This window comes from Parafrankia elaeagni (genome assembly GCF_000374165.1).
Lineage (GTDB): Bacteria > Actinomycetota > Actinomycetes > Frankiales > Frankiaceae > Parafrankia > Parafrankia elaeagni.
In genome coordinates this window covers 109,828-133,586 of sequence record NZ_KB893712.1, presented here as the reverse complement: position 1 = coordinate 133,586, position 23,759 = coordinate 109,828, and the positions used below count along the sequence as shown (strand labels likewise).

Here is a 23,759-nt window from a genome sequence, read left to right as displayed (position 1 = left end):
TGCCCGCCCCACGGCACCGGCACGGCGCGCCGCAGGGCGGGCGTTGGCCCCGCTGTCAGACGGCGGAGGCGGACGGCGCCGTCGTGCGGCGGCGCCGGGGCCGGAGCCGACCGCCGACCTCGTTCGTGACGACGCCGGTCACCGCCCCGGTCACGGTGCCGGTCATCATCGCCGTCACGGCGGCGGCCGCCGCGGGCAGCCGCTGGGCCGGGACGTTGACCCGCTGCCGGGGGGCGCAGGCACGCAGGGCGTCGAGCTCGTCCAGCCAGAGCTGGGCGAGCCGCTCGTGGCCCGGCACGCTCTCGCTGGCGACGAACATGACCCCGACCTGGTCGTCGATGCCGAACATGGCCACGGCCAGGTGCTGGCGCCCGATCAGCAGCGGCCCGGTGCCGATCAGCCCCGTCATCCGGCGGCCGGCGACGGACAGCGGGCCGCGGATCGACCGGGCGTTGGTCGCCACCAGCGCCATCTTGCTGATCTGCGTCGGGTAGCTCCCGACGCCGGCGAGCATGCGCTGGGAGGCGAACCGGGCCATCGCCGGGAAGTGCCGCCGTTCCACCAGGCCCAGGCCGCCCTCCTTCATCCGGGTGGTGGCCGCGGCGATGCGGGCCAGCCGCCGCGCCGGGTCGGGCTCACCGCAGTGCAGCGGCACCCGCCCGCCTGTGTTGTAGTTCGACAGGACGTCCTGCTCGGCCGCGGAGCGGATGCTCACCGGCATCAGCGCGTGGATGGGACGGGTGCCGCGTCTCCAGTCCGCCGGTGACCAGGCCCGCAGTGCGCCGGCGAGCGCGGCGAGGTAGATGTCGTTCACGGTGACGCCGTGCTGGCGGGCGATCGAGCGCAGGGTGCCCAGCTCGACGGTGACCCAGTTGTGCCGGGCCGGGCCGGTGGGCGGCCCGCCCCAGCCGCGCAGCCGGCGGGTCGGCAGCAGGCAGTTGATCCCACGCCCGACGAACTTGGCGTACTCGGCCGGCCGGGGGCGGCGGATCGTCGCCGGCAGGCCGAGATCGACCGTGTCGCTCTCCCCGAACAGCAGGTGCATGGCCCGGTACATGGCCATCCCGTCCTGCTGGACGTGGCTGGAGCGGTACACCAGCGCCGTGCCCGTCGCGCCCGGGCTGGGGTCACGCAGGAGGTACAGCATCCACGGCGGCCGGGTCAGGTCGATCGGCCGGCTGGCGATGTTGTCGACGGCGGCCCGCAGGCGGGCGTCGTCGACACCGCCGCGGGCGCCGATGCCCGCCGCGGCACCGGCGTCTTCCCCACCGCCCCTCGGACCGTCAGCGGTCAGGTCGCCGACCGGGGGCAGGTCGATCGCGACGACATGATCGGTGAGATCGATGTTCGGATCGGAGACCCAGCGGGTCTCGCGCGCCGACGCCCCCCGCTCGGGCGACCAGATCGTCACGGTGTCGAGTCGGTCGGTGAGCGTCCGCGCCTCCGGGGCGCGCAGCCGCTCGGCGACGTGCGCGCGCAGCTCGGCGAGGTCGAGCTGCGGGCCGTCGAAGAACAGCAGCGCGCCGATGTCCTGGTGCTCACCGGGGTTGCGCTGGACGAAGGCGAGATAGGCCCGGTCTCCCGGGGTCAGCGGGCGCACGTGCGCCGGCGTGTAGTCGGACTTTCTGATCGCGCCGAGCAGAGCCATCAGACGCTCCCCCCACCCGTCCGCGGGCAGTGGGTACAGGTCTGGAGCGTCCGATCGTCAGCCCTGACAAATTGGCGCATCTGTGCGCAAAAGGAACCTATACCCATGCATCAATTACTGCCCGTGCCTGACACGACATCCAGGGTTGTGGTGGACGTCTCCCGTCTGGCATATGGGACGCACAGCAAGAGGTTGATCACTCGCAGCGGTCAGAGTCGGCAACCTGCGGATACAGCGCGTTTTCTCATGACAACCGTACAACCGGGCCACCGGCACCAAGGTGCGCTCCCGCGAGGGACCATCGACCCGGCGGCCCGATGACCTGGCGACCCCACGACCCGGCGGCCCAAGGACCCGAGCCCGGCACTCGGGATACGGCACCCGGAATGCTGCACCCGCGATTCCGTACCCGGGCGGCAGGGTGCACGGGAAACGGCCCGCACCATGACAACGGTAAATCGCGGACGGGTCTGAAGCCACACCTTCGCAAAGGGCCAGACCCGGCCTGGACGGCTAGCCGACAGCACCCGAAGGCACCTTCGGCGGGCACCCCGGAGACCCTTGTCACAGCCACAGAGAATGGCCTTTCGGGTACCACCACCCGGATTCTCCGGCGCCCACTCCGTCCACCCTCAGGCCGTGGCGACCGACAACGATCCCCGGCGGAACCAGTACACCGTTCTGCGCCTTTTCCGCCCTGCCCCGACCGACAGAAGCTTCACGATCATGCCTCTGACCAGAGGCTACAGCGCCGTCGATCCGACATGTCGACCTCGCCGCACAGGCCGGGGCGGCATTCCCGGGAACGCATACCCGGCACGACCTGGTAACACCATCGGCACGTCCGCCAGGCTTTCTTCCCCTTTCCCACACACCGGTCGGCGGAGGCGGGTCACCCCCGGACGAGGCCCCGGGGTGATTCTGAACACGATCCAGCCACTCACCCGAGGCGGAAAATCGGTGAGCAGCGGCCGGCTAGTGCCCGGGTTCGGTTCGGGTTCGGGTTACGGGATGCCGCGGAGGTCCAGCCGGTACCGAGAAGCTGAGCGGAGAAGGATCGTGATCACGGAGATCGCCCGGGCAGGGCGTGCCGGCGAGCCGAAACAGGCCGGGTCCGGCCACCGCTCACCGCAGCTCGTTTCCTGAACGGCGGACGTCGCGGGGGCAGCACGCCCGACCGCGCCGGGCGCGGCCCCGCCGCCGGCCCCGGCGCCGCAGACCGCACTCCGCCACCAACCGCCGAAGGTGGACTATGACGATCGTCGACGCCAGCGCCGCACCCGGCCAGACGGGCCCGCCGAGCTCCCACGGCCCGCGGTGCGACCCCGCGCCGCTGCTCCCCGACCCCGAGCCGGTGCGGGTTCTCGGCACGGACGCCGCCGGCGAGGTCGACCCCGGTCTGCTCCGCGAGCTGTACCGCCGCCTGGTCCTCGGGCGCCGCTTCAACCAGCAGGCCACGACCCTGGCCCGCCAGGGCAGCCTCGCGGTCTACCCGGCGTCCACCGGCCAGGAGGCCTGCCAGATCGCCGCGGCGATGGTGCTGCGCGAGACGGACTGGCTGTTCCCCAGCTACCGCGACACCCTGGCCGTGACGGCGCGCGGCGTGCCGCCGATGGACGTCCTCGCGCTGATGCGCGGTCACACGCACTGTGGCTACGACCCGAGGCACGCCCGGACCGCCCCGCTGTCGACTCCGCTCGCCACGCAGGCCTGCCATGCCGTCGGTCTGGCCCACGCCGCCCGGCTGCGCGCGGCCGCCGATCCGGCGGCGGACCGGGAGGTGGTCGCTCTCGCGCTGGTCGGCGACGGCGGCACCAGCGAGGGTGACTTCCACGAGGCGCTGACGTTCGCCGGGGTGCTGCGGGCGCCGGTGGTGTTCCTGGTGCAGAACAACGGCTACGCGATCTCGGTGCCGCTGTCGCGGCAGTCCGCGGCGCCGACCCTGGCCCACAAGGCGGTCGGCTACGGCGTCACCGGACGTCTCGTCGACGGCAACGACGCCCCCGCGGTCCACGCCGTGCTCAGCGAGGCGGTCGAACACGCACGGGCCGGCCACGGCCCGGTGCTCGTCGAGGCGATCACCTACCGACTGGACGCGCACACCAGCGCCGACGACGCGACCCGCTACCGGTCCCAGGGGGAGGTCGACGCCTGGCGGGCGCACGACCCGGTCACCCGCCTGGAACAGCACCTGCGCGAGACCGGGCAGCTGGACGACACCGGCGTCGCGACCGTCACCCGGGCCGCCGAGGAGTTCGCCGCCCGGATGCGCGCGCAGGTAGCCCAGGCCGCGCACGCACCCGCTCCCGACCCGCACACGCTGTTCGCCCATGTCTACGCCGAGCCGACCAGCCAGCTTCGCGAGCAGGCCGCCGAGCTCGCCGCCCGCCTCGACGCCGATCTCGACGCCGATCTCGACCTCGACGCCGATCTCGACGTCCGCCCGGACTCCGGTCCGAGCGCCCGGCCGGACGTCCACCCTGACGCCCGTGGGGACCTCGCCGCCGCGGAGCCCGCGGCGGGCCCCGGCACCCGGAGTGACCTGTCATGAGCAACGCGACCAGCATCCCCCCCACGATCGCCACGACCGCGAGCGCCCCGGCGGGCGCCACCGCCGCCGGGGCGGCCGGGGCAGCCGCCGAGGTCGCCGGGGCCGAGGCCGGCGCGGCCACCAGGCCCGCGGTGCCCGCCGGGGCGCTCGGCCGGCCCGGCGGGCGCTCCCGCGGCAGCACCAGCAGCACCAGCAGCACCAGCAGCACCAGGACGACCATGGTGCGGGCGCTCAACACCGCGCTGCGCGACGCGCTGCGCGAGGACCCGGACGTACACGTCCTCGGTGAGGACGTCGGGACGCTCGGCGGCGTCTTCCGGGTCACCGACGGGCTCGCCGCCGAGTTCGGGGCCCACCGCTGCCTGGACACCCCGCTGGCGGAGGCCGGCATCCTCGGCACCGCGGTCGGCATGGCCATGTACGGGCTGCGGCCCGTCGTGGAGATGCAGTTCGACGCCTTCGCCTACCCGGCCTTCGAGCAGCTCGCGTCGCATGTGGCGAAGATGCGCAACCGCACGGCCGGCCGGGTCCCGCTCCCGATCACCATCCGGATCCCCTACGGCGGCGGGATCGGCGGGGTCGAGCACCACAGTGACTCCAGCGAGGCGTACTACGCCCACACGCCGGGGCTGCACGTGGTCACCCCGGCGACTGTCGCCGACTGCTACGGGCTGCTGCGCGCCGCGATCGCCTCGGACGACCCGGTGGTCTTCCTCGAGCCGAAGCGCCTGTACTGGTCCAGCGAGGAGTTCACCCCGAGCGCGGTACCGCCCATCGGCCGCGCCGTGACGCGCCGGCACGGCAACGCGGCCACGCTGATCACCTACGGGCCCTCGTTGCCGGTCTGCCTGCAGGCCGCCGACGCCGCCGCGGCCGAGGGCTGGGACCTGGCCGTCGTCGACCTGCGCTCGCTCGTGCCGTTCGACGACGAGACGGTGTGCGCGGCGGTCCGGGCCACCGGGCGGGCCGTGGTCGTCCACGAGGCGGCCGGGTTCGGCGGCGTCGGCGCGGAGATCGCCGCCCGGGTCACCGAGCGGTGCTTCCACCACCTCGCCGCGCCGGTGCTGCGGGTGACGGGCTTCGACATCCCGTATCCGCCGCCGCTGCTCGAGCACCACTACCTGCCCGACGTCGACCGGATCCTCGATGCCGTCGCCCGACTCCAGTGGGAGCAGTGAACCCGTGGCCGCGGTACACGTATTCGCCCTGCCCGATCTCGGCGAGGGGCTGACCTCGGCCGAGATCGTCCACTGGCTGGTGGAGGTCGGGGACGTCATCGAGGTCGACCAGCCGGTGGCCGAGGTCGAGACCGCCAAGGCGGTCGTCGAGGTCCCCTGCCCGCACGCCGGCGTCGTCACCTCACTGGCCGGCCCGGCCGGCACCGAGCTGCAGGTCGGCAGGCCGCTGATCACCGTCGCGGTCGGGTCCGCGGGTGAGCCGTCCGACGGGCCCGCGCGTGGGTCGGAGGACGGGGCGGGCGGGTCCGGCAGCGTTCTCGTCGGCTACGGCACCCGCGAGCAGCCGGCCCGTACCGGCCGGCGGGCCCGGAGCGGCCTGGCCCCTCAGCCGGCGCCAGCCTCCCGCTCGGCGCCAGCCTCCCGCTCGGCAGCAGCCCCACGGTCGGCACCAGCCCCACGGTCGGCACCAGCTCCGCGGCCGGTGACCGAACCGGCGGCCAGGGCGGCGGACGGGGTCGTCAGGGTGGTCTCGCCCCTGGTCCGGCGCCTGGCCCGGGACAACGGCGTCGACCTGCGTTCGCTCGCCGGCAGCGGGCCGGACGGCCTGATCCGCCGCCGGGACGTCGAGGCCGCGGTCATGACGGCCCGTACCGCGACGTCCAGCAGCCCGCTCGCCAGCACGGTCAGCACGGTCAGCACGGATGACCATGACGTGGTGCCGCTCAGCCCACTGGGCCGGCACGCGGCGGAGGCCTTCACCCGCAGCCGGCGTGAGGTGGCCGACTCCACCTGCTGGGTCGACGCGGACGCCACCGCGCTGCTCGCGACCCGGGCGACCCTCAACCAGAACGCACCCACCGCCGGCGCACCCGGCACCGGCAGCACGGCCGGCACGAGCAGCACGGCCGGCACGAGCAGCACGGCCGGCACGAGCAGCACGGCCGGCACGGACGGTGGCGGTTCCATCGGGCTGCTGGCGATCGTCGCCCGTGTCTGCGTGGCGGCGCTGCTGCGCTTCCCCGACCTCAACTCGCAGGTTGTCACCGACCTCGACGGCCGGGCCACCGCGGTGCGCCGGCACCGGGCCGTGCACCTCGGCTTCGCCGCGCAGACACCGCGGGGCCTGGTCGTCCCCGTGGTCCGGGACGCCCACGCGCTGACCACCGCCGCGCTCGCCGGCGAGATCACCCGGCTGACCACCGCCGCGCGGGCTGGGAGCCTCACCCCCGCGGAGCTCTCCGGAGGCACCTTCACGCTGAACAACTACGGAGTGTTCGGCGTCGACGGAGCCACTCCGATCATCCACCACCCGGAGACCTCGATGATCGGTATCGGCCGGATCATCCCGCGGCCCTGGGCGGTCAACGGAACGCTGGCGGTTCGCAGCGTCGCGCAGCTGTCCTTCACCTTCGACCACCGGGTCTGCGACGGGGCTACCGCCGGTGCGTTCCTGCGTTTCGTCGCCGACGCCGTCGAGAACCCCGTCCGGCTGCTCCGGTACCTGTGACGACCCGCCCGGTGGCTCCGCCAGCCCCGTCCCCGACATCGCGCCCGGCCTCGCGCCCGGCCTCGCGCCCGGCCTCGCGCCCGGCCGCGCCGACGGTCCCGCTCACCGTCTCGCCCGGCACGGCGCCGGTGGTGGCGACACCCCGGCCCGCGCCGGCGATCTCCGTGCCGCACCAGACCGGCGAGGCCCGTGCCCTGGCCGGTCCCGGAAGGGATGTCTTGCCTGCCCACCCGCAGCGATGCACCTACCTCGGCCCCGAGGGAACCTTCACCGAAGCCGCGCTGGGCACCCTTCCCGAGGCTGCCACGCACGAGGTGTTCCCGTCCGACTCGGTGGCGGGTGCGCTCGACGCGGTGCGGGGCGGGGAGGCCGCCGCCGCGCTGGTGCCGATCGAGAACTCGGTCGAAGGGGCGGTCACCGCCACGCTCGACGAGCTCGCGACCGGGCGGCCGCTGACGATCCGCCGCGAGGTGCTGCTGCCGATCAGCTTCGCGCTGCTCGTCCGGCCGGGCACGACCCTGGACGACGTCAAGAGCGTCACCGGTCACCCGGTGACCCAGGCGCAGGTGCGGCGCTGGCTGGCCCGGCACCTTCCGCACGCCGAGTGGGAGTCCGCCGCGTCCAACGGCGAGGGTGCCCGCCTGGTGCGCGACGGCCGCTTCGACTGCGCCTTCGCCGGGGAGTTCGCCGCGCGCCGCTACGGGCTGGAGGCGCTGATCACCGAGATCAACGACGCTCCCGACGCGATGACACGCTTCGTGCTGCTCGGACGTCCCGGCCGCGTCGCCGCGCCGACCGGCATGGACAAGACGTCCATCGTGGTCTGGCCGGCCGCCGACGAGCCGGGGGCGCTGCTGGCGCTGCTGGCGGAGTGGGCCGTGCGCGGGGTGAACCTGCTGCGGATCGAGTCGCGGCCGACCGGCGAGGGACTCGGCCGGTACTCCTTCTCGATCGACGCCGAGGGGCACGTCACCGACCGCCCGGTCCGGGAGGCACTGACGGGGCTGCACCGGATCAGCAGCAGAATCCGCTTCCTCGGCTCCTATGCCCGCGCCGACCGGACCGCCCCCGCGACCGACCCGCGCCTCGCGAACCACGAGTTCGCCAGGTCAGCCGCCTGGGTCGCCCGCTGCATCGACGGCATCGGTGAGCTGCCGGAGCTGTGACCACCACGTCCGCTCCCGGTGACGGAGCAGCCGAAGGTGGCGTAACAGTTCCCCCGAAGCCGGTTGTGTGGCTAATCTCACCTGTCATGACGCGCGACAATCGCACCGGCCGGGGCCGCTCAGGCGGCACCGGGGTGGTCGCGGACCGGTTATCCGGAGCCGCCTCGACCCGCCGTGGCCTCTCGACCCGCCGTGGCCTGTGGCCCGGCCGGCGGGGCGCCGCGGCCGAGCTCGCCGGCGCCGACCTGGCCGGCCGGGTCTTCAGCGGCCGCGGGCTGCGCGGGGCCGACCTGCGCGGGGCCTATCTGAGCGGCGCGGACCTGCGCGGCACCGACCTGCGGGGCACCCAGCTGCGCGGCGCCGACCTGCGGGACACCGACCTGAGCGGCGCGGTGCTGGCCGGTGCGGACCTCAGCGGGGCCATGCTCGTCGGCACCTACCTCACCGGCGCGGACCTGCGTGGCGCCGACCTGCGCGGGGCGTACCTGCGCGACGTCGACCTGCGCGGGGCGTTCCTCGGTCGCGCCGACCTGCGCGACGCCGACGCCGGCGCGACCATCCTGCGCGGCGCCGTCCTGGCGGGGGCGGACGCGACGGACGCGATCCTCGACACGGCCGACCTGCGCACGGCCGACCTGCGCGGCCTGCGGCTGGCCGGGGCCCGGCTGCACCGGGTGGACCTGCGCGGCGCCGACGCCCGGGGCACCGAACTCGGTGAGGCGGTGCTGTGCGCGGCCCGGCTCGACCGGCTCCGCTGGTCCGCGGCGACCACCTGGCCGCGGAACGAGTGGGCACACCGGGTGCGCTCGACCTCCCGCGAGACCGCACCGGATGTCTTCGAGGTCGAGGGCAGCCGACACGGCTGACACATGCCGTACAGGCCTTACCGGTCGAGTCCGGGCCGGCTTCGTCCTACCATCGCGAGATGAACCTGCGGTGTTTGACCACGCTGCCCGTCCCGGGGCCCCGGGACGGCGACCTGGCGGCCGGCACCAGCCGACCCGCCACCGGAGAGGTCACCGGTCGTCCACCATCGGCAGGTGGGTCGCCCTCGAGGTCGATCTGATGGGACTTTTCCGCCGTCGTTCCGACGCCTCCCGCGAGTCCGACCCCACGCCCACGTTCGGCGGGCGGACGTTCAGTCGTCTGTTCGGGGTGTCCTGCGCCGAGTGCCGGCTCGGGCCCGCCTCCTTCACCCGGGTCGCCGCCGAGGCGTACGCCTGGGCCGATACCCACGACCAGCTCCACCATCCCGCCAGGTCGTCGGCGAAGGTGGTCAGCAACCGGTAGGCCGGGCAGCGGGCCCGGCACGGTCAGCTGACGGGCGGCCGGTGCGCCTCGCCGCGCGCCGGCCGGGCCCGCAGCAGGCGTTCCAGCTCGTCGATGCGGTCGAGCAGGTCGAGGACGACCCCGGTCGCCGTGTAGGTGATCCCCAGGTCACGACGAAGCCGCTCGATGCGCCCGGCGCGCGCCACCGCCCGTGCGGCGAGGACGTAGCGCCCGGACGCGTCGGGCTCGGCGTCGAGCAGGCCGAGCGCGACGAGGCGGCGGACCAGATCGGGGTGCAGCCCGGAGGCGAGGCCGAACGCCTCCAGGTCGAGTCCCGGCACCGGGCTGTCTCGCCCGGCACCGGCGTCGGAGCCGAGACCGGCATCGGCTCCGACGCCGGTGCCGGGCGGGCGGATACGGACCAGCAGCGTCGTCATGACGGCCCCCTGGGGTTGAAGGACGAGTCCCGGGCCAGCTGGCGGAACAGCTCGTTCTCCCGCTCGGTCGGCTTCGGCGGCACCATGATCCGGGCGTGTGCGTACAGGTCACCGGCGTCCGCCCCCGGTCCGGAGGCCGGCAGGCCCCGTCCGCGCAGGCGCAGCGCACGGCCGCTGGGCGTCCCCGCCGGCACGGCGAGGCTCACCCGCTGCCCGTCCGGGGTGTCCAACGCGACCGTCGTGCCGAGCGCGGCCTCCCAGGGAGCGAGCAGCAGATCGGTGTGGACGTCCCGGCCCTCCGCCCGGAACCGCGGGTCGGCCAGCAGCCGCACCACCAGGTACAGGTCACCTGCCGGGCCGCCGCCACGCCCCCGGCCGCCCTGCCCGGCCAGCCGCAGCCGCTGGCCGTCGCGGATCCCGGCCGGGATCGTCACCTCGATCTCACGCGGGCCGTCGGCGCCCGGCAGGACCACCCGGCGCCGCCCGCCCTGGTACGCCTCACCGAGCGTCGCCTGGACCTCGGCCTCCTGGTCGGCGCCGGGGACCGCCCCGGCCCGGCCGCGGCGGGCGAACCCCTGCGCACCCGCGCCGAACAGGTCGGCGAAATCGAACCCCCCGAACCCGAACCCACCGCCGCGCGGACCAGCGCCGAAGCCGAAACCGGCACCGCCACCCGCACCGCTGCCACCCGCACCACTGCCGGCGGCTGCGCCGCCGGGGCCGCCGCCCGGGCGACCGGCCCAGGCCTCGGCGCCCTCGGCCCCCTCGGGCACCCGGCGGAAGTCGGGGCCGAAGCGGTCGTAGCGGGCCCGCGTCCGCGGATCGGACAGCACGTCATACGCCTCGGACACGTCCTTGAATCGTTCCTCCGCCGACGGGTCGGAGTTGATGTCCGGGTGGTACTTCCGCGCGAGCCGGCGGTAGGCCCGCTGGATGGCGTCCGCATCCGCGTCCCGTGCCACCCCCAGGACCTGGTAGAAGTCCTGGCTGGTCGCCGGCCCGGTGCGCCTGCCGCTCATGACGGCGCTTCCTCCTGCGGCGCGTCCGCCTGCGGCCCGGCGCTCACGGCGACGGTCGCGGGGCGCAGCAGCCGCCCGTCCGCGGCGAACCCGGGGCGCAGGACCTCGACGACGGTGCCGGCGGGTGGCGGCTCCGGCATGGTCGAGGCGTCGACCACCGCCCCGACCTCGTGCCGCTTCGGGTTGAACGGGCCGGCTTCGTCGTCCAGCCGGCTGACGCCGCTGACCCGCAGCGCGTCCAGCGCGAGCTGACGCACGCCGCGGACGCCGTCGACCAGCGCGCCGGGGTCGGCGGCCGCGTGCTCCAGAGCCAGGTCGAGATGGTCGAGGACCGGAATCCAGGCGAGGACGACTCTGTCCCGCTCGGCCGACCGGGCCGCGTCGAGCTCCCGCCCGGCCCGGCGGCGGTAGTTGTCGAAGTCGGCGAGGGTGCGCAGCTGTCTGGCCTGGCATTCCTCCAGCTCGGCCGCCAGGCCGGACGGCTCAGTCATCGTCACGGGTGGTGAAGTCGGCGTCGATCACATCGTCGGCGGCCGACGCCGTCTGCCGGACGCCGACGGGCGGGAGGCCGAACAGGATCTGCTGCAGATCGTTCACCAGCGGGCGGACCCGCTCGACGTCGGCGTTCTCGTCGAGCGCGCGGCGCGCGTCGCTGACCAGCTGTTCGGCACGGGCCTTCTCGTGCACGGGCACCTGGTCACCGAGCTCGGAGATCCGCCGCTCGACCTGGTAGACGATCGAGTCGAGCTGGTTGCGGGCGTCGGCGTTCTCCCGCCGGGTGCTGTCCTGCGCCCGGTTGCGTTCCGCGTCGGCCACCATCCGCTCGATCTCGTCCGGCGGGAGGTTGGTGTTGTCGGAGATGGTGATCCGCTGCTCCGCGCCGGTTTCCCTGTCCTTCGCGGTGACGTTGAGGATGCCGTTCGCGTCGATGTCGTAGGTGACGTCGACCTCGGCCTGGCCGCGCGGCGCGGGGCGGACACCCTCCAGGCGGAACCGGCCGAGGGTCCGGTTGTCCGCGGCCATCTCGCGCTCGCCCTGCAGCACCACGATGTCGACGGCGGACTGGTTGTCCTCCGCGGTCGAGAACGTCTCGCTGCGGCGCGCCGGGATTGTCGTGTTCCGCTCGATCACCGTGGTGCTGACCCCGCCGAGTGTCTCCACGCCGAGGGAGAGCGGGGTGACGTCCAGCAGCAGGACGTCGGAGACCTCGCCCCTGAGCACCGCGGCCTGCACGGCCGCCCCGACCGCGACGACCTCGTCCGGGTTCACGGTCATGTTCGGGTCCCTGCCCCCCGCGAAACGGCGGACGGCGGCCTGGACCGCCGGCATCCGGGTGGCGCCACCGACCAGGATGACCTCGTCGATGTCCCCCTGCGCGGTCTTGGCGTCCTTCATCGCCTGCCGCAGCGCGGGCATGCACCGCTCGAGCAGGTCGGACGTGCTCGCCTCGAACTGTGCCCGGGTGAGGGTGGTGTTGAGATGCTTCGGACCGTTCGCGTCGGCGGTGATGAACGGCAGGTTGATCTGTGCCTGCGTCACCGAGGAGAGTTCGGTCTTGGCTTTCTCCGCCGCTTCGAAGAGCCGTTGCAGTGCCTGCGGATCCATCCTCAGGTCGATGCCGGACGTCTTCTGGAAGTCGTCGGCGAGAAGGTCCACCAGGCGCCGGTCCCAGTCGTTTCCGCCCAGATGGGTGTCACCCGCGGTGGCCCGCACCTCGACGATGCCGTCACCGACGTCGAGAACGGACACGTCGAACGTGCCGCCGCCCAGGTCGAAGACCAGCACGGTCTCGTGCGACCGTTTGTCCAGCCCGTAGGCGAGCGCCGCGGCGGTCGGCTCGTTGATGATCCGCAGCACCTCCAGGCCCGCGATCCGGCCGGCGTCCTTCGTGGCCTGCCGCTGGGCGTCGTTGAAGTAGGCCGGCACGGTGATCACCGCCTCGGTGACCCGCTCCCCCAGGAACCGGCCGGCGTCGTCCGCCAGTTTCCGCAGCACCATCGCCGAGATCTCCTCGGGCGCGTACTGCCGCCCGCGCACGGCGATCCGGACGGCGTCGTCCCTGCCCGGCTCGAGGTCGAAGGTGACGGTCCTGCGCTCGCTGGAGACCTCGCTGTAACGGCGGCCGATGAACCGCTTGACCGAGGTGACCGTGCCCTTCGGGTTCAGGATCGACTGCCGGCGCGCCAGTTCCCCCACGAGGCGTTCACCGCTCTCCGTGAACGCGACCACCGACGGTGTCGTACGGGAGCCCTCCGCATTGGGAACGACGGTGGGCTGACCGCCCTCGACAACCGCTATGACCGAGTTCGTCGTACCGAGGTCTATTCCCACGGCCTTTCCCACGATGTCCTCCCGACGAGAGCCTTCCGGTACGAGACGCTTTCTCCCCTCCGACATATGCGTGGACATATGCACGCAGATGCGCGTGTGCGGGGAACCGTGGCACTGCCACCTGACAGACCGGTACCACCTACCGCCGGCCCGAAAACGGAAACGGCGGACCGGCACGCATGGCGAACCAGCCGGTGTCGGCCCGCGCCGGCACACGCAGGGCGGACCGCCACCCGCCGGACGGGCATCCGCCGGACGGGCATCCGCTTGCCGGCCAGGCAGGCCCGACCGACGATGGTTCCGTAGTCAGACAAGAGCGCCAAGTCACAGTCAAGGGGGTCTACGCATCATGACTCAGCCTGTGCGCGCCGGGGCCAGCCGTCCGCTGCCCACCGTCCGCTTCGACCCGTTCCGCGAGATCGAGGACGCCTGGAGCCGGATGGGCAGCCTGCTCGGCGACGTCGTCGGTGGTGGTGGTGAGCACCGGCCTTACGGGGCCATGGGCAGCCGAACGGCCGCGGTGGACATCGAGGAGACCGACGAGGCGTTCATCGTCGAACTGGAGACACCCGGTATCCGGGCCGACGACCTTTCGATCGACCTGCGGGACAACGAGCTGTCCATCAGCGGCGAGATCAGGGCGCGGGAACGTGAGGGGACGCTGCGCCGGCAGGGCCGCCGGACAGGTCGGTTCGAACAGCAGATCACGCTCCCCGGCGAGGTCAACCCGGACACGGTGACCGCGGCTCTGGACTGCGGCGTGCTGACCGTCCGGCTCCCGAAGGCCCGCCGCAGCGAGCCCCACCACATCAGCATCTCCGGACCCACCGCGGCGGCCGAGGCGGGATCCACGCAGCAGCGGGGCTGACCCACGACCGGGGCACCGATGTTCGGACGGCTGGCGGCGGGGCAGGAGGAACAGGGGGTTTCAGGGGCGGACGGGCCACCGGGCGCACAGACCGCCAGGAGGCGGAAGGGAGCGACGAGATGCTCTTCCGTGATCGCGGACACGCGGGTCGCGAGCTCGGCAGGCGGTTGGCGTACCTGCGCGGACCGGACGTGGTGGTCGTCGGCCTCCCCCGCGGCGGGGTGTCGGTCGCCTACCACGTCGCGCGGGTGCTGGGCGCGCCGCTGGACGTCATCGTGGTCCGCAAGCTGGGTGTGCCCTTCCAGCCGGAGCTGGCGATGGGTGCCATCGCCGAGGGCGACGTGCGGGTCATCAACGACGAGACCCGGCACCTGGCCATCAGCCCGGCGGACCTCGCCGCCGTCGAAGCCCGCGAGCGGGTGGAGCTGGACCGGCGGATCCGCCGCTTCCGCGGGTCACGCCCGCGGGTTCCGCTGGCCGGCCGCACGGTGGTCGTGGTGGACGACGGCATCGCCACCGGTGCGACAGCCTCCGCCGCCTGCCGGGCGGTCCGTGCCGCCGGCGCCGCCCGCGTGGTGCTGGCCGCGCCGGTCGCCCCGCCGGACCGGATCGCCTGGCTGCGCCAGGACGCCGACGAGGTGGTCTGTCTGGCCGCCCCGGAGGAGTTCTTCGCCATCGGCTCGTTCTACGCCGACTTCGCCCAGACACCCGATGAGGAGGTGACGGACCTGCTACGGCAGGCCGCGCTGGCCGCCCCGCCGGAGCCCGCCCGGATGCCCGGTCCCGACGCAGGAGGAAGCACGGGCACGGGCACGGGCCAGCGGATCGAGGTCACCGTCCCCGCCGGCGCGGCACGACTCACCGGGCAGCTCACGGTGCCGGAACATCCGTGCGGGCTGGTCGTGTTCGCCCACGGCAGCGGCAGCAGCCGGCACAGTCCGCGCAACCGCCACGTGGCCCAGGTCCTCGGTTCCGCCCGCCTGGCCACGCTGCTGTTCGACCTGCTCACCCCGGACGAGGAAGCCGACCGCACGAACGTGTTCGACATCGGCACGCTCGCGCGACGGCTCGTCGAGGTCACCCGGTGGCTGGGCCAGCAGCCGACCACCGCCCGTCTCCCCACCGGCTTCTTCGGTGCCAGCACCGGTTCCGCGGCCGCATTGTGGGCTGCCGCCGAACTCGGCCCACGCATCAGCGCCGTCGTCTCCCGCGGCGGGCGCCCCGACCTGGCTGCCCCGAAGCTGGCTCTGGTCACCGCCCCGACCCTGCTCATCGTCGGCGGGCAGGACGACGTCGTGCTCGACCTGAACCGGCGTGCCCAGACGCAGCTGCGGTGCGAGAACCAGCTCACGGTGGTGCCGGGGGCCACCCACCTGTTCACCGAGCCCGGCGCGCTGGAGACGGTGGCCACCCTGGCCAGGGACTGGTTCCTCCATCACTCGGCCCTGGTCGGGAACATCCGCGCCTGAGGTCGTGGAGACACGGAGACTCCGGGACCTGCCGTCGCGGGCCGTATGCGCAACGGCCGCGTCGCACCCGGCCCGATATTCGGCGGTCTGGCCTGATAGGCAGCGTTCTGTGGCTCTCTTCGTCAGGCACCGCATCGACGCGACCATCGCTGATGGCGTCTTCGCCCTGTTCGCTCTGGCGGCCGGGGGCTGGCCCGGGGCCGCCGGGTGGCCGGCGCCGGACAGCACGGGTTCCCTGCTCCCGGCCGGGACGAGGGCCGACACCGGGGGCAGGGCCGACACCAGGGGCAGCCGGACCGAGGACGGCCTGTTGTGCCTGTCCGTGCGGTCCGCCTTCCATCTGCTGCTGAGCGCGGCGGAGCTTCCGGCGGGGAGCGAGGTCGTCATCTCCGCGGTGACCCACCCGGACATGGTGCGGATCATCGAGCTGCACGGTCTGCGCGCCGTCCCCGTGGACATCGACCCCGGCACCCTCGCCGTCGACGAGACGGCGCTGGACTCGGCGGTCACCGATCTGACCCGCGCCCTCGTCGTCACCCATCTTTTCGGCGCGCGGTCGTCGCTGGACGCCGCCGCGCGGACAGCGCACGACCGCGGGCTGCTTCTCGTCGAGGACTGCGCCCAGTCCATCCAGGGCCCCGACGACCGGGGCGATCCGCGGGCCGACGTGTCCCTGTTCAGCTTCGGGCTGCTCAAGACCGCGACCGCGATGGGTGGAGCGGTCACGTGGGTGCGCCGGCCAGCGCTCGCCGCCGCCATGCGCGCCCGGCACGCGGGCTGGCCCGTGCAGTCCCGGCGGGCGTACGCGGTGAAGGTGCTCACCTGCATGGTCGCGCTGGTTGCGTCCCGCCCGGTGCCGTACGGCCTCCTTTTCGGTGGCGGGCGCAGGTGCGACCCGACCGCGCTGGTTCGTTCCCGGGTCCCCGGGGACGAGCCCGGCTTCACCCGGTGGCTGCGGCGCAGGCCCTGCGACGCGCTTGCCCGGACCGTGGCCCGGCGGCTGGCCCACTTCCCCGCGCACCGGCTGGCCAGCCGCACCGAGGCCGGCGAGGCCTTCGCGGCCGTGCTCCCGCCGGGGGTTTTCAGGCCCGGCGCCACCGCGGCGCGGCACACTCACTGGGTCTTCCCCGTCGTCGTCGACGACCCGGACCGGGCCGTCCGCGGGCTGCGGGCCGCCGGCGTCGACGCGACCCCGGCCACCAGCCAGATCGCCGCGGTCGAACCCGCTCCGCCGGGCGCCACCCGGATGCTCACCGGCCTGGTCTTCGTACCGGCCTACCCCGGGCTGCCCGCCGCCCGGCGAGACCTGGCCGCAGCCGCCGTCGCGGCCTGCTCGTCGGGGCCGGCGGGCACCACGGACGTCCTGGTGCCCGCCGTGTCGGCATTGAAGGAAGGCGCCGCGACCCCATGACGTGACCGACGTAACAGGGGAGAGTAGGTGCCACGGGACGGCGGGCCCGGCTGTCACGAAAGGCCGACCGCCGGCCCGCCGGTCCGTCCCGCACCCGCGAAAGGACTCCCATGCGCCATGACGACATGATTCTGGTCAGCGTTGACGACCACATCGTCGAACCGCCCGACATGTTCGCAAACCACCTCCCGGAGCGGTACAAGGCCGACGCGCCGCACGTCATCAGCCTGCCGGGCGGCGCCGACGCCTGGAAGTTCCGGGACACCATCGTCCCCAACGTCGCCCTGAACGCGGTGGCAGGGCGACCGAAGGAGGAGTACGGCTTAGAACCACAGGCCCTGGACGAGATCCGCCCCGGCTGCTACCAGGTCGACGAGCGGGTCAAGGACATGGACGCCGGCGGCATTCTCGCCTCGATGAACTTCCCGTCGTTCCCGGGTTTCGCGGCGCGGCTTTTCGCCACCGAGGACCCGGACTTCTCCCTGGCCCTGGTGCAGGCGTACAACGACTGGCACATCGACGAGTGGTGCGGGGCGCACCCGGGGCGCTTCATCCCGATGGCCCTGCCCGTCATCTGGGACGCCGAGCTCTGCGCCCTCGAGGTGCGCCGGGCGGCGGCGAAGGGATGCCACTCGCTGACGTTCACCGAGAACCCGGCGGCGCTGGGCTACCCCAGCTTCCACGACACGTACTGGAACCCGCTGTGGCGCGCGGTGTGCGACACGAACACCGTGCTGTCGATCCACATCGGCTCGTCCGGCAAGCTGACGATCCCGGCGCCCGACTCACCACCGGACGTCCTGATCACCCTGCAGCCGATGAACATCGTCTCGGCCGCGGCGGACCTGCTGTGGTCGCCGGTCATCAAGAACTTCCCGGACATCAGGATCGCGCTGTCCGAAGGCGGGACGGGCTGGATCCCCTACTTCCTGGAGCGCGTCGACCGCACCTTCGACATGCATTCCACCTGGACGATGCAGGACTTCGGCGGCCGGCTCCCGTCCGAGGTGTTCCGCGAGCATTTCCTGACCTGTTTCATCAGTGACCCGCTCGGGGTCGAGCTGCGCCACCACATCGGCATCGACAACATCGCCTGGGAATGCGACTACCCGCACAGCGACTCGATGTGGCCGGGTGCCCCGGAGGAGCTGGGCGCGGTGATGGACAAGTTCGCCGTCCCCGACCCGGACATCAACCGGATGACCTACGAGAACGCCCTGCGCTGGTACTCCTTCGACCCGTTCTCCCACGTCCCGCGCGAACAGGCCACGGTCGGCGCGCTGCGGGCCCGGGCCGAGGGCCACGACGTCACGATCCGTGCGCTGAGCCACCGCACCTACGAGCGTGGCGAGAAGCTCGCCGCCTACCAGGCCCTGGCCTCCTCCGCACCCCAGCGGTAGCGCCGAAACGTCAGGTTCACGACCGGCCGGCCCCGGGCGCGGGCGGGGCGCGCGGTACTCACACCGCGTGTCCGTCCAACCCGGAGCCGTCCACCCGCGGGTACTCAGGCCGGCGGGCGCCCAGGCCGCGGGCGCCCAGGCCGCGGGCGCCCAGGCCGCGGGCGCTCAGGCCGCGCGGCCCGGCACCGTGGCCAGCCGGCCGATGCGCACCTTCTCCAGCATCGTGGCGACGGAGCGGGTGATCTCGGGCAGCGAGTCCCGCAGCCCGGCGACAGCCTGCTGATAGAGGTCGAGGTCAGGGACGCCCGCCCCGGCGAGCAGCCCCATCGGGTCGGCGAGGCGGGCCTCCAGCCACCCGACCGGGTCCTCGGTGAGCCACGGGTCGAAGACCCGGTCGCTCGGCTCGTTGTCCCGCATCGTGGGATGGTGATGGACGCGGTCGCGGCTGCCCGGCCCGCTCGCGACCGACTCGAGCAGGTCCACCCGGAACACCGCGTCGTCGACGACGACCCGCTGCGAGGCGTAGACCGAGCCCCGCCACGGCAGACGTTCGACGAGTCTCAGCTCCACCCGCACGCCCCGCTCCGGGCCCTCCTGGCCAGGTGTCGGTTCCGGGTCGACGAAGTAGAGGTCCTCGACAACCACGGCAAGTCCGTCGAAGCAGAACATCGTCAGCATGTGCCCGCCCTTCGGTCCACGTCGTGCTCTGGTCGGTGTCGTACTTCGTGATGGGATGCTGGCACGCCGCGCGTACGGCCGTCCGGCGCACGCGTTGCTCTTCATCAGCCCGAAACCATCGGGCCCGCGGGCCCGGGCCGCAGGATCCCGCGCGAGGAACCGACGCCCCCCCCCGGGAACCTCACAGGTCCGGTCGCTGATCGCCAGCGGGGGCACCGAGCGTCACGACCGTCAGTACACGTCGCGGACATAGCGCCGGTCGGCGGCGAGCTGGCGGACATAGGCAGCCGCGCCGTCGGGGCCGAGCCCGCCACAGGTGGCGACGACATCGCGCAGCGCCCGGTCCACGTCCCGCGCCATCCGGACGGCGTCGCCGCACACGTAGACGTGGGCGCCCTCGGCCAGCCAGGTCCACATCTGCGCACCGTGTTCACGCATCCGGTCCTGGACGTAGACCTTGGCGCGCTGGTCCCGGGAGAAGGCGAGATCCAGCCGGGCGAGGGCCCCGGACGCGGCGAACGCGGCCAGCTCGTCGGCATAGTAGAAATCGGTGGCCCGCCGCTGTTCGCCGAAGAACAGCCAGTTCGGGCCGGGCGCGCCGCGGGCGTGGCGATCCTGCAGGAACCCGATGTACGGCGCGATACCGGTCCCGGCGCCGATCATGATGGCCGGCGTGGCGTCGTCGGGTGGCAGGCGGAAGTGCGGGGCCCGTTTCACGAAGACCCGCACCGGGTGCCCCGGCTCCGCGTCGGCGAGATACGTCGAGCACACACCGCCGCGAGCGCGGTCGCCGGCGCCCGCGAAGCGGACGACCGACACGGTGAGGCTCACCGTCCGCGGCTCCACGAGCGGCGAGGACGAGATCGAGTACAGCCGCGGCCGCAGCGGCCGCAGCACCGTCATCCACTCCGTGGCATCGGCCCGCACCGGGTGTTCGGCCAGGACGTCGACGGCCTGGCGTCCCCACGTCCACTTCGCGAGCTCAAGCTGGTTGTCGGGACGCAGCAGCGTGCGCAGGCGACTGTCACCGGCCCGTTCGGCCACGAAACGCAGCAGCTCCGGCCGGACGGTGGTGATGTCCAGGCGGTTCCGCAACGCCTCGGCGAGCGGCGCCCGCCCACCGTCGCCGGTCTCGACCTCGGTGTCCGGGGCGAGGCCGGTCACGGCGAGCCACTCGTCGACCAGGGACGGGTTGTTCGTGGGCCAGACACCCAGCGCGTCACCGGCGGCGTACTCCAGCCCGCTGCCCGTCAGGTCGACGGTGACCCGGCGGACCTCCTTGGCCGAGCCCGCCAGGCTCAGCAGCCGGTTGTCGATCAGCGGTGCCGCCCAGGGACCGCGGTCCCCCGCCGGCGGCGGTGTGGCGGTCCGGGTGGCAGACACGGCGGTGGCAGGCACGGCGGCGACGGGCACGGCGGCGAGGGCGGCCAGGACCTGTTCCAGCCAGCCGTCCAGGGCGTCACGGTAGTGGGGCTCGCAGTCGACGCGGCCGACGAGCCGGGTCGCGCCGAGTTCGGCCAGCCGCTCGTCGAGGCGACGCCCGTGACCGCAGAAGTCCGCGTAGCTGGAGTCGCCGAGCGCGAGCACGGCGTAGCGGCGGCCCTCCAGGCGAGGCGCGTCCACGCCACGCAGCGCGTCCCAGAAGACCGTGCCGTTGTCGGGGGCGTCGCCGTCACCGAAGGTACTGGTCACCACCAGCAGGTCACCCGGTGCCACGAGCAGCTCGCCGGCCGGCGCCGCCATGGCGTCGACGCGGACCTGCCAGCCCGCCTCCCGCAGCCGGTCCCGGATCACGGCGGCGGCGTCCTCGGCGTTGCCGGTCTGTGAAGCCCACAGCACGCTCACCGGGCGTGCCCCGGCGTCGGCAGCCCCGCCGGCCACAGTCCCGCCGGTCGCAGTCCCGCCGGTCGCAGCGACGTCACGCCGCGTCTGGACCGGAATGAACGGGGCGGTGGGGAGAGCGGCGCCGTGCCCGCCGGCGACGCCGTAGCCTCCGGCGAGAAAACCGTCCACCCACTGCCGGCGTCCCGCGTCGAAGGGCGCGTCCGCGGGCAGGCGCGGCGGGTCACCCTGGGCCGGCGGCGCGGCGGCCAGCGCCGCGAGGAACCCGGCGAGGTACCGCCGCTGGGGTTCCGTGAGATCCGGTGGGGTCAGATCGAGGCCGAGCGCCTCACCCAGCGCATGGCCGGTGCCACGCTCCGCGGGCTCCCGATCCGCGGGCTCCCGGTCCGCGGGCGGGATATCCACCGGCGGACCGGCGACCCTGGTCAGCGCGACCGCGCAGGCCTTCAGCTCGGGCTGGAACGAGATCGGGTCGACGGCGTCACTGGTGACCGCGTTGACGCTGAGCTGGTCGCCGAACAGGTCGTTCCAGTGGAACGGGGCGAAGCAACCACCCGGGCGCACCCGGTCGGTGACGACCGCGGGCAGCACGGCGCGGCCACGGCGGGAGGCGAGCTCAACCCGGTCACCGGCGGCGATGCCCAGCGTCTCGGCATCGGACGGGTTGATCTCGACGAACGGGCCGGGGTTCAGCCGGTTCAGTCTGGCGATTTTGCCGGTCCGGGTGAGGGTGTGCCACTGGTGCGCCAGCCGTCCGGTGTTGAGCAGGAAGGGGTAGTCGTCGTCGGGCAGTTCGGCGGGCGGCAGGTGCGGCCGGGCGTGGAAGACCGCGCGGCCGGTCGGCGTCGGGAAGCGCAGCCGCGGGCGGGTGCCGTCGGGCCGTTCCAGCAGCGGCTGGCTGACACCGTCGTTGCGGTAGCGGATCGGGTTGCGGTCGGCGGCACCCGGCGGGGCCGGCCACTGCACCGGGCCGGTGCGCAGCCGCTCGTGGTCGACGCCCCGCAGGTCGTAGCCGGTCTCCGGGTTGGCGAACTCGCGGATCTCGGCGAAGACCTCCTCGGCGGAGGCGTAGGTGAAGGCGTCCGCGAACCCCAGCGCGGCGGCGACCCGGGCGACGATCTGCCAGTCGGGCAGCGCCTCCCCCGGCGGGTCGACGACCTGGCGGGCCAGGGTCAGGTTCCGCTCGGAATTAATCATGATGCCGTCGGTCTCGCCCCAGGTCGCCGCCGGCAGGAGCACGTCGGCGTGGGCGTTCGTCTCGGTGTCGCCGAAGGCGTCCTGGACGACGACCAGCTCGGCCGCCGCGAGACCGGCGAGGACGGTGGCCCGGTTGCCGACCGACGCCACCGGGTTGGTGCAGATGATCCAGCAGGCCCTGATCCGTCCCGCGGCCAGCTGCTCGAACATGTCGATCGTGCCCCGGCCGGCGTCCGGGCGCAGCGTGCCGGGCGCCACGCCCCACCGCTGCTCGACGAAGGCGCGGTCGGCCTCGACGAGGACCGAGCGCTGGCCGGGCAGGCCCGGCCCCATGTACCCCATCTCCCGGCCGCCCATCGCGTTGGGCTGGCCGGTGAGCGAGAACGGCCCGGCGCCGGGCCGGCAGATCGCCCCCGTCGCCAGGTGCAGGTTGACCAGTGCGTTGGTGTTCCAGGTGCCGTGGGTGCTCTGGTTGAGGCCCATCGTCCAGCAGCTCATCCAGGTGTTCCCGGCCGCGGCGATCCAGGCGGCGGCCCGGCGCAGATCCTCCTCGGCCAGCCCGGTCAGCGCGGCGACCGTGGCCGGTGGGTAGTCGGCCAGAAACGGAGGCAGCTCCTCCCAGCCGCTGGTGTGCTCGGCGATGAACGCCGCGTCCAGGTGGCCGCCCTCGGTCAGCAGGTGGAGCAGGCCGTTGAGCAGGGCGAGGTCCGTGCCCGGACGGATCTGGAGGAACAGGTCGGCCTTCTCGGCGGTGGCGGTGCGGCGCGGGTCGACGACGATCAGCCGGGCACCGGCCCGGACCCGTTCCATCAACCGCAGGAACAGGACGGGATGGCACTCGGCCATGTTCGACCCGATGACCAGGAACACGTCGGCGTGGTCGAGGTCGTCGTAGGAGCCGGGCGGGCCGTCGGCGCCGAGCGACAGCTTGTAGCCGCTGCCCGCACTGGCCATGCACAGCCGCGAGTTCGACTCGATCCGGTTGGTACGCAGGAAGCCCTTCGCCAGTTTGTTCGCCAGGTACTGCGCCTCCAGCGTCAGCTGGCCCGAGACGTACAGCGCGACGGCGTCCGGGCCGTGCTCGTCGATGATCGACCGCAGCCGGCTGGCGACAGTGCCGATCGCCTCGTCCAGGGGGAGGTCGGTCAGCTCCCCGCCGCGCTCGCGGCGTATCCGTGCCGTCGCCAGCCGGCCCGGTGCCGCCAGCAGGTCGGCGCTGGTCGCGCCCTTCGTGCACAGCCGGCCGCGGTTCGCGGGGTGTTCCCTGTCCCCGCTCACCCGGGTGACCCGGCGGCGGCCGTCCGGCTCCGCGGCGAGGTCGAGGACCATGCCGCAGCCGACCCCGCAGTACGAGCACACGGTCCTCGTCCGGGCTGCGGACACCGGGCCTCTCCCCTTCCTGACGAAGGCCGCCGTCGTCGGCGGCCGGCGCTGTCGACGAATGCGGCCGGCGCTGTCGGATGCGGCTGGCGCGTCGCGTCCCGACCGTAGGAGAGGCGCGTTTCACCGGTGTCACACCCGGGCCGGCCGTCGGTGACGACCACCGCACCACCACCGGCAGGGCCTGGTGAGTTCCGGCGGGGAGGCGGCGCCGGGCGGCACCGCCTCGCTCGGGGCCTGGTTCGGCCGGGTGCTCGCACCAGCCGTTCCGCCTCCTCCGCCGCAGGGTGCTCACCGCTGCCGGCCGGCCGGTGAGAGAACTGTTTTCCCGCCGTGTAATGGCTGGCCGGGTGCCGCGAAACAGCGGCTTCCTAACGTGCCGTCGCGACACGTCCTGCCCGATGTTTC

Annotated in this window: 17 protein-coding genes; 10 read left to right on the top strand and 7 right to left on the bottom strand. The window is 73.6% G+C overall.

All coding sequences use genetic code 11. The features are described from left to right. Positions 1–55: 55 nt before the first annotated feature. Positions 56–1,648, bottom strand: coding sequence for a WS/DGAT domain-containing protein (locus B207_RS0108115; RefSeq protein ID WP_018636024.1), 1,593 nt, complete (start codon positions 1,646–1,648; stop codon positions 56–58). Between the two features lie 1,252 nt (positions 1,649–2,900). On the opposite strand from B207_RS0108115, the gene B207_RS0108110 reads away from it, so the two are divergent. From B207_RS0108110 to B207_RS0108085, 6 genes are all read left to right on the top strand, one after another. After that, complete coding sequence (locus tag B207_RS0108110) at positions 2,901–4,199, top strand: thiamine pyrophosphate-dependent dehydrogenase E1 component subunit alpha (protein WP_018636023.1); 1,299 nt, start codon at positions 2,901–2,903, stop codon at positions 4,197–4,199. 218 nt (positions 4,200–4,417) lie between these two features. Next, a complete protein-coding gene (locus B207_RS0108105) occupies positions 4,418–5,377 on the top strand; it encodes an alpha-ketoacid dehydrogenase subunit beta (RefSeq protein ID WP_026310818.1) in 960 nt (319 codons plus the stop codon). 4 nt (positions 5,378–5,381) lie between these two features. Next, positions 5,382–6,884, top strand: a complete 1,503-nt coding sequence (locus B207_RS0108100; protein WP_018636021.1) for a dihydrolipoamide acetyltransferase family protein — start codon at positions 5,382–5,384, stop codon at positions 6,882–6,884. Positions 6,885–7,102: 218 nt separating this feature from the next. Further along, entirely contained in the window at positions 7,103–8,050 is a 948-nt protein-coding gene (gene pheA, locus B207_RS0108095; RefSeq protein ID WP_026310817.1) for a prephenate dehydratase, read from the top strand. A gap of 86 nt (positions 8,051–8,136) precedes the next feature. Next, entirely contained in the window at positions 8,137–8,916 is a 780-nt protein-coding gene (locus B207_RS0108090; RefSeq protein WP_018636019.1) for a pentapeptide repeat-containing protein, read from the top strand. Between the two features lie 199 nt (positions 8,917–9,115). Next, the gene (locus tag B207_RS0108085; RefSeq protein ID WP_018636018.1) at positions 9,116–9,340 is read left to right on the top strand and encodes a hypothetical protein; all 225 of its coding nucleotides are present in this window, start codon (positions 9,116–9,118) and stop codon (positions 9,338–9,340) included. Positions 9,341–9,363: 23 nt separating this feature from the next. Here B207_RS0108085 and B207_RS0108080 read toward each other — a convergent pair whose 3' ends face one another. Genes B207_RS0108080 through dnaK form a run of 4 tightly spaced genes read right to left on the bottom strand, consistent with a single transcriptional unit; the run spans position 9,364 to position 13,118 of the window. Further along, the gene (locus tag B207_RS0108080; protein ID WP_018636017.1) at positions 9,364–9,756 is read right to left on the bottom strand and encodes a chaperone modulator CbpM; all 393 of its coding nucleotides are present in this window, start codon (positions 9,754–9,756) and stop codon (positions 9,364–9,366) included. Beyond that, complete coding sequence (locus B207_RS0108075) at positions 9,753–10,775, bottom strand: DnaJ C-terminal domain-containing protein (protein WP_018636016.1); 1,023 nt, start codon at positions 10,773–10,775, stop codon at positions 9,753–9,755. The genes B207_RS0108080 and B207_RS0108075 overlap by 4 nt, the downstream gene beginning before the upstream one ends. Further along, a complete protein-coding gene (locus tag B207_RS0108070) occupies positions 10,772–11,266 on the bottom strand; it encodes a nucleotide exchange factor GrpE (RefSeq protein ID WP_018636015.1) in 495 nt (164 codons plus the stop codon). The genes B207_RS0108075 and B207_RS0108070 overlap by 4 nt, the downstream gene beginning before the upstream one ends. After that, complete coding sequence (gene dnaK, locus B207_RS0108065; protein WP_026310815.1) at positions 11,259–13,118, bottom strand: molecular chaperone DnaK; 1,860 nt, start codon at positions 13,116–13,118, stop codon at positions 11,259–11,261. Before dnaK ends, B207_RS0108070 begins: the two co-directional genes overlap by 8 nt. A gap of 337 nt (positions 13,119–13,455) precedes the next feature. Between dnaK and B207_RS0108060 the strand changes: the two genes are divergently transcribed. The 4 genes from B207_RS0108060 to B207_RS0108045 all read left to right on the top strand — a co-directional run bounded on the left by B207_RS0108060 (position 13,456) and on the right by B207_RS0108045 (position 18,254). Further along, a complete protein-coding gene (locus tag B207_RS0108060; RefSeq protein ID WP_035740263.1) occupies positions 13,456–13,974 on the top strand; it encodes an Hsp20/alpha crystallin family protein in 519 nt (172 codons plus the stop codon). Between the two features lie 119 nt (positions 13,975–14,093). Beyond that, entirely contained in the window at positions 14,094–15,443 is a 1,350-nt protein-coding gene (locus B207_RS0108055) for a phosphoribosyltransferase family protein (RefSeq protein WP_018636012.1), read from the top strand. Positions 15,444–15,552: 109 nt separating this feature from the next. Then, entirely contained in the window at positions 15,553–16,854 is a 1,302-nt protein-coding gene (locus tag B207_RS0108050; RefSeq protein ID WP_018636011.1) for a DegT/DnrJ/EryC1/StrS family aminotransferase, read from the top strand. Positions 16,855–16,964: 110 nt separating this feature from the next. Further along, positions 16,965–18,254, top strand: coding sequence for an amidohydrolase family protein (locus tag B207_RS0108045; protein ID WP_018636010.1), 1,290 nt, complete (start codon positions 16,965–16,967; stop codon positions 18,252–18,254). A 165-nt stretch (positions 18,255–18,419) separates the two neighbouring features. Here the strand turns inward: B207_RS0108045 and B207_RS0108040 are convergent, their stop codons facing one another. Then, positions 18,420–18,932, bottom strand: a complete 513-nt coding sequence (locus tag B207_RS0108040; protein WP_018636009.1) for a hypothetical protein — start codon at positions 18,930–18,932, stop codon at positions 18,420–18,422. A 231-nt stretch (positions 18,933–19,163) separates the two neighbouring features. Further along, complete coding sequence (locus tag B207_RS0108035; protein WP_018636008.1) at positions 19,164–23,300, bottom strand: molybdopterin-dependent oxidoreductase; 4,137 nt, start codon at positions 23,298–23,300, stop codon at positions 19,164–19,166. Positions 23,301–23,759: the final 459 nt, after the last annotated feature.

Excerpts from the sequence above, each read along its gene's own strand:
- B207_RS0108085 (WP_018636018.1), top strand. The coding sequence starts at position 9,116 with ATGGGACTTTTCCGCCGTCGTTCCGACGCCTCCCGCGAGTCCGACCCC.
- B207_RS0108060 (WP_035740263.1), top strand. The coding sequence starts at position 13,456 with ATGACTCAGCCTGTGCGCGCCGGGGCCAGCCGTCCGCTGCCCACCGTC.
- B207_RS0108035 (WP_018636008.1), bottom strand. The coding sequence starts at position 23,300 with ATGGTCCTCGACCTCGCCGCGGAGCCGGACGGCCGCCGCCGGGTCACC.
- B207_RS0108075 (WP_018636016.1), bottom strand. The coding sequence starts at position 10,775 with ATGAGCGGCAGGCGCACCGGGCCGGCGACCAGCCAGGACTTCTACCAG.
- B207_RS0108090 (WP_018636019.1), top strand. The coding sequence starts at position 8,137 with ATGACGCGCGACAATCGCACCGGCCGGGGCCGCTCAGGCGGCACCGGG.
- B207_RS0108110 (WP_018636023.1), top strand. The coding sequence starts at position 2,901 with ATGACGATCGTCGACGCCAGCGCCGCACCCGGCCAGACGGGCCCGCCG.
- B207_RS0108115 (WP_018636024.1), bottom strand. The coding sequence starts at position 1,648 with ATGGCTCTGCTCGGCGCGATCAGAAAGTCCGACTACACGCCGGCGCAC.
- B207_RS0108045 (WP_018636010.1), top strand. The coding sequence starts at position 16,965 with ATGCGCCATGACGACATGATTCTGGTCAGCGTTGACGACCACATCGTC.
- B207_RS0108055 (WP_018636012.1), top strand. The coding sequence starts at position 14,094 with ATGCTCTTCCGTGATCGCGGACACGCGGGTCGCGAGCTCGGCAGGCGG.
- B207_RS0108105 (WP_026310818.1), top strand. The coding sequence starts at position 4,418 with ATGGTGCGGGCGCTCAACACCGCGCTGCGCGACGCGCTGCGCGAGGAC.
- B207_RS0108040 (WP_018636009.1), bottom strand. The coding sequence starts at position 18,932 with ATGCTGACGATGTTCTGCTTCGACGGACTTGCCGTGGTTGTCGAGGAC.
- B207_RS0108080 (WP_018636017.1), bottom strand. The coding sequence starts at position 9,756 with ATGACGACGCTGCTGGTCCGTATCCGCCCGCCCGGCACCGGCGTCGGA.
- B207_RS0108070 (WP_018636015.1), bottom strand. The coding sequence starts at position 11,266 with ATGACTGAGCCGTCCGGCCTGGCGGCCGAGCTGGAGGAATGCCAGGCC.